Origin of the sequence: Microcystis sp. LEGE 08355 (genome assembly GCF_015207185.1) — a bacterium.
In the GTDB taxonomy this organism is placed as follows: Bacteria; Cyanobacteriota; Cyanobacteriia; order Cyanobacteriales; family Microcystaceae; genus Microcystis; species Microcystis panniformis.
Window position 1 is genome coordinate 1 of the sequence record NZ_JADEXI010000391.1, and the last position, 4,436, is coordinate 4,436.

General features: G+C 42.4%; 5 protein-coding genes. 2 read left to right on the forward strand and 3 right to left on the reverse strand.

Annotated features, from left to right (window positions below; all coding sequences use genetic code 11):
• Nucleotides 1-610: 610 nt before the first annotated feature.
• The gene (locus tag IQ242_RS17625; protein WP_193960867.1) at nt 611-1,789 is read right to left on the reverse strand and encodes an AI-2E family transporter; all 1,179 of its coding nucleotides are present in this window, start codon (nt 1,787-1,789) and stop codon (nt 611-613) included.
• Between the two features lie 273 nt (nt 1,790-2,062).
• On the opposite strand from IQ242_RS17625, the gene IQ242_RS17630 reads away from it, so the two are divergent.
• Nucleotides 2,063-2,398 (forward strand): type II toxin-antitoxin system PrlF family antitoxin, encoded by a 336-nt coding sequence (locus IQ242_RS17630; RefSeq protein ID WP_193960868.1) that lies wholly within the window; start codon nt 2,063-2,065, stop codon nt 2,396-2,398.
• Between the two features lie 2 nt (nt 2,399-2,400).
• Nucleotides 2,401-2,898 carry a type II toxin-antitoxin system YhaV family toxin gene (locus tag IQ242_RS17635; RefSeq protein ID WP_193960869.1) on the forward strand — a complete coding sequence of 166 codons (498 nt, stop codon included), beginning with the start codon at nt 2,401-2,403 and terminating at the stop codon, nt 2,896-2,898.
• Nucleotides 2,899-3,405: 507 nt separating this feature from the next.
• Here IQ242_RS17635 and IQ242_RS17640 read toward each other — a convergent pair.
• Nucleotides 3,406-3,894: a DUF3368 domain-containing protein gene (locus tag IQ242_RS17640; protein ID WP_193960870.1), complete on the reverse strand. Its 489-nt coding sequence runs from the start codon at nt 3,892-3,894 to the stop codon at nt 3,406-3,408.
• The gene (locus IQ242_RS17645; RefSeq protein WP_002764591.1) at nt 3,887-4,138 is read right to left on the reverse strand and encodes a UPF0175 family protein; all 252 of its coding nucleotides are present in this window, start codon (nt 4,136-4,138) and stop codon (nt 3,887-3,889) included. The genes IQ242_RS17640 and IQ242_RS17645 overlap by 8 nt, the downstream gene beginning before the upstream one ends.
• Nucleotides 4,139-4,436: the final 298 nt, after the last annotated feature.

The following is a 4,436-nucleotide window of genomic DNA, read 5'->3' on the forward strand; positions in this document are numbered from 1 at the left end:
AAGTCTGTGGACTCTGTGTAAGACAGTACATGGTTTTTTAACTGTGGTATGCGACGGTGGTGGAAGCAGAAACTTAAATCGTGAGGTTTAGGAATCGCCGCACTTTTAGGGCGGCGAGGATGTCAAGGTCTGTTGGTGTTTGTCCATGTCATACTAAATCAGGTTTTAATAACTGGATCTAGTATCAATCCACAAAAAAAATGTCTGAAAGGCTTAAATATTAAGCGATCCAAACATTTTTTCATTGCAATCGGAGGGTGATATTGACTTTATGTCTTAACTTTGAGCTTACGATAGAAACCTGGCTGTTAATGTAGCCTATTTAACCAAAATATCGATTTTTTGCTGATTTATCGGGATAGACAATCACCTTTTCTTAGAAATTATCCGAGTTTGGAGACAATTGGTTAGTAATAATCTCCCAATAAGCTAGGTCTCAGAGACCAGCAAGGCATCCTCAAGCCTTGATTTGTCCTTGCTTGTCATGGACAGCGATCAGGGCGAGTGGGGTCAATCTACCAATATTTACATCATAACTCGATCGAGGGAGAAAAGCCAAGAACCTGCGAGAAAAATGCCGATCACCTCAGATCATGCCGTCAGTCATTGTTCAGCGAGAAACCACCTCGCTAGAGGATTCTGATTCTAGGGGGAGAGAGGGTTTAATTATCCCGTATTTTGTCTCCTCCGGTGTCACTTGACGGATAACCTCCAAAGCTTCCTTGATCATTACTGCCATGGGAACCGCGATAATCACCCCCAGTAAACCGCCCACTCGCGCCCCCGTCAAGACCGAAACCAACACCCAAAAGGGATTTAACCCCGTGACACTGCCCAAAATCCGGGGAGCAATGCCATTTTCGACAATTTGCTGCACCACTACAGCTACGGCTAAAACTTGCAGAGCTAAACCAATATCGCGCAAAGCTAGTAAAGCTGTCACCGTGACAATGCCTACAGTTCCCCCAAAAGGGATTAAGGCCATGGTACCAATCAAGAGGCCGAATAGAAGACCAAAAGGGACTTTAATCGATAAAAATGCCGTGACTAATCCCAGGGCCATGCAAGTGGCACAAATTACCTGGCCGACAAAGTAATTCTGAAAACTTAAGCGTAGGGTTAGGGAAAAGGGTTGTTGGACGGGTTTGGGCAACCATTGGATAATACTCCTCCAGATATCGGGACTGTGGAGAAGTAGATAAAAGGTGAGGATAATGGTTAGCAGCACATCAAGCACTCGCACCACGGTAAAAACGGTGAGATTAAGGGCTAAATTAACGCTTCTTCCCGCTAGAATCTGCAATTCTGCCCCTAAACGACTGTTAAACTGAGCGATAACACCATCGAAACTGATCGGAATCGGTAGATTCATCGTGTCGATTTTGGTATCTAGTTGCATCAGTTGGCGCTGTCCCGAGTCTAACCATTCTGGCAATCTGTTGACAAATTGCTGCGCTTGGGTGAAGACTAAGGGAACTAGGGTGATTCCCACAGCCACAAAAATTAAAATCGTGATCAGGGAAACCACGATCGCAGCTAAACCCCGTTTTAATCCCTGACGTTCCAACCAAGTCACCGGATAACCCAAGAGAAAAGATAGAACGGCCGCTATCAGTAAAATAACAAATAAAGATTCAAAATAGCCAAAAATTGCCGATAATGCCCAGGCATTCAGAACTATAAGTGGTGCAGCTAGAGCAATCACCAGTAAGCGAGATAGGGAATTCAGGGATTGCCACCACGTCTGAACCCAATTGCGTTTCGGGGGAACGACTTTAACTTCCACCATGAAGCCTCTTAAAGGGTTTGTTTCAATACTTGTATTCTGACAGATCGAAGCCTAACCCGCTAACTCAATCGGGGGAAGTGGGAAGATGGGGTGTGGGATGCTGACAGGTGTAGGTTTATTACAACAACCTTATGGGTGTAACGGGGGCATCCTGCCGACATTTAAGGTGAACGGATCCGTTAGGCTGTAGATCTAGTCACTCCATACTTGACAAGACAATGCAGTTGCATTACCATCAAGATCTAGTTTTTACAGACAGGCTTAGAGGTCGCTATGGCTGCAACGATGGCCCCATGCCCAGAATCCACTCTTACTGATCGCTATCAGACTACAATTCCCGATTCTGTTCGCAAAGCCCTTGGCTTGAATAAGCGTGATAAAATCTGCTACAACATACAGGCCGACGGCAAAGTATGGATTTCCCGGGCTGACGAGGCAGAAGAAAATGATCCAGTGCTTGGGAAATTTCTGAATTTTCTTGCACAAGATATGGAACAGAACCCTCAACACATACAGGCAATTAGTTCTAACCTAGTCAATCATGTTCAATACTTGGTCTCTGGCGTTGATCTGGATCTTGATGCACCACTTCTGGATGAGGACGAATAAGGTTGTCTATAGATCAGCCCCTAGTAATTAATGGATGGAGCATATTTGCTCATCCTCTGTTCCTTGAACAGTTTGAAGAACTTGTGACGCAGTTCTTCAACCTGCGTCACAAGTTTCCTCAAGATTATAAAAGGAAAAATGCTACAAAGCGTCTAGCTGCCATAGCAAAGTTAGCCTTTGATACTATTCCTCAAGACCCAACTCGCAGTGAGTATCGACTGGGAACTACGCTTGGAGACGATTACAAGCACTGGTTTAGAGCCAAGTTTTTTCAGCAGTATCGACTGTTTTTTCGATATCATCAAGAGAGTAAAATAATTCTCCTCGCTTGGGTCAATGATGAAAACTCTAAGCGAGCTTATGAGAGTAATACAGACGCTTATAGAGTCTTTAGGAAAATGCTAGATACTGGTCATCCTCCAGATGATTGGCATGAATTACTCAAAGAGGCGAAAAGTACAATTAGCAGTTTACGAGAAGCTGCTGAAACCGAAATTTAATGATAGATATGTCTGGACTTCCCCCATACAGAAATACTAAAAAATTAACAAAACCCTTATGGAGCTTCTCAGAAAAAATTGAAAAGAGGCTACTGGGTACATTTTTCACTTGAAAATGGCTTTACCGTTGACTGTATCTGGAGTAGAGCGATTCTGTAAAGTTCGCTGTCTAGCGATCGCTAACTTGATCGTAACAGATAGTGTCATCAATCTCTAGAGTAAGCGATTCCCTCTGTAGCCATGTTTAGACAGCTAGTACGGTTGCACTGGAGAAGTTCAGTTATATCAAAGAATTTTAGTTATCTGGCTCTTCGGTTTATGTTATGCAATGAACGGGGGTTATAGAGGATGTAACCCTTGTATAGAAAGGCATTTAGCGATTTTTGTCAATTATTTTTGTCTAGAGCGAACTAATCAATTAAGTCTCTTGCCAGATAAGGATTTAGTCGATTTATGCTCCCCTATCGAACCATACCAAGTAACGAAGAGCCTTTTTTTTAAGCATACTTACTCTCCAGCTAATCGAAGAACATCATTGACAACTTTATCAGTTAGCCACATTCCTTGATGGCGTAACTTAGCAATAACGGGAGCAACAGAAGATAGATAGCCCTGCTGCTTCGCTTTAACTAAAACACCAAGCGTTCCTGAATATTTTAAGCGATATAAATTGGCAATACGTCGGGCTAATTGATCATCAAAAATCAGTAAACTATCTGGATTTTCTAATCCCAAAGCTAATACCTCTGCTTCTCCTTGCCCTAAATCAATAATAGCTGGAATTAGACTGACTGATTTGACTGAAGTAATTGAAATCCATTCAATCGCCTGAATATTGGGAACATCAATTCCTTTATTTTTACCGATTGCTAATTCTTCGATTACTGCTGGAGGAGTCAAGATTTGAGAATACAAGCGTTGGAGCAATTCCAAGTAGCCCACTTGATGTAAGTACAGTAGAGGAGAGGTGTTGACAATGACTTGAGGATTAGGCATTGACAATATCTTGTTCCAATTGTTCAGTCGTTAAAGAAAAAGGGGAGACTTGATAACGTCCCAAAATAGTTAAAAATTCTACCCGTGACATACCGGCTAATTGGGCTGCACGTCCTGAAGATAGTTTGTCAAGTTCAAAAAGTTTAACGGCTGCCAATATTTTTAATTCTCTTGATAGATTTTCAGGAGTTTCTTTGAGACTAATTAAGATTTCTTCAGGAATTTCAAGGGAAATAGTGCTCATTTTCTTTCTCTCTCAATAATTGTCTCTATTCTACACCAATAAAATTAGTCCTTCTCTGTGAGCAGAATCAGTAACGGGTTTCCCCTCTCCAGCCGACAGAATGAGCAGGTGCAGTCTATCTTGTCCTCAAGGGGTTGGAGACCAAGCCTCTTCGGCTTTATGGCAATATAACCCACATTCCGCACCCTAGTCGTTGAAATCAAAAGTTGCTCTAGCCCTTGTATAGTAAGACTTTTAGCGATTACTAAGAATTATGAAGTGTCACACTCTATTCAGCGATCGCCAGCTTAATGAGAGT

Excerpts from the sequence above, each read along its gene's own strand:
- IQ242_RS17625 (WP_193960867.1), bottom strand. The coding sequence starts at position 1,789 with ATGGTGGAAGTTAAAGTCGTTCCCCCGAAACGCAATTGGGTTCAGACG.
- IQ242_RS17630 (WP_193960868.1), top strand. The coding sequence starts at position 2,063 with ATGGCTGCAACGATGGCCCCATGCCCAGAATCCACTCTTACTGATCGC.
- IQ242_RS17640 (WP_193960870.1), bottom strand. The coding sequence starts at position 3,894 with ATGCCTAATCCTCAAGTCATTGTCAACACCTCTCCTCTACTGTACTTA.
- IQ242_RS17645 (WP_002764591.1), bottom strand. The coding sequence starts at position 4,138 with ATGAGCACTATTTCCCTTGAAATTCCTGAAGAAATCTTAATTAGTCTC.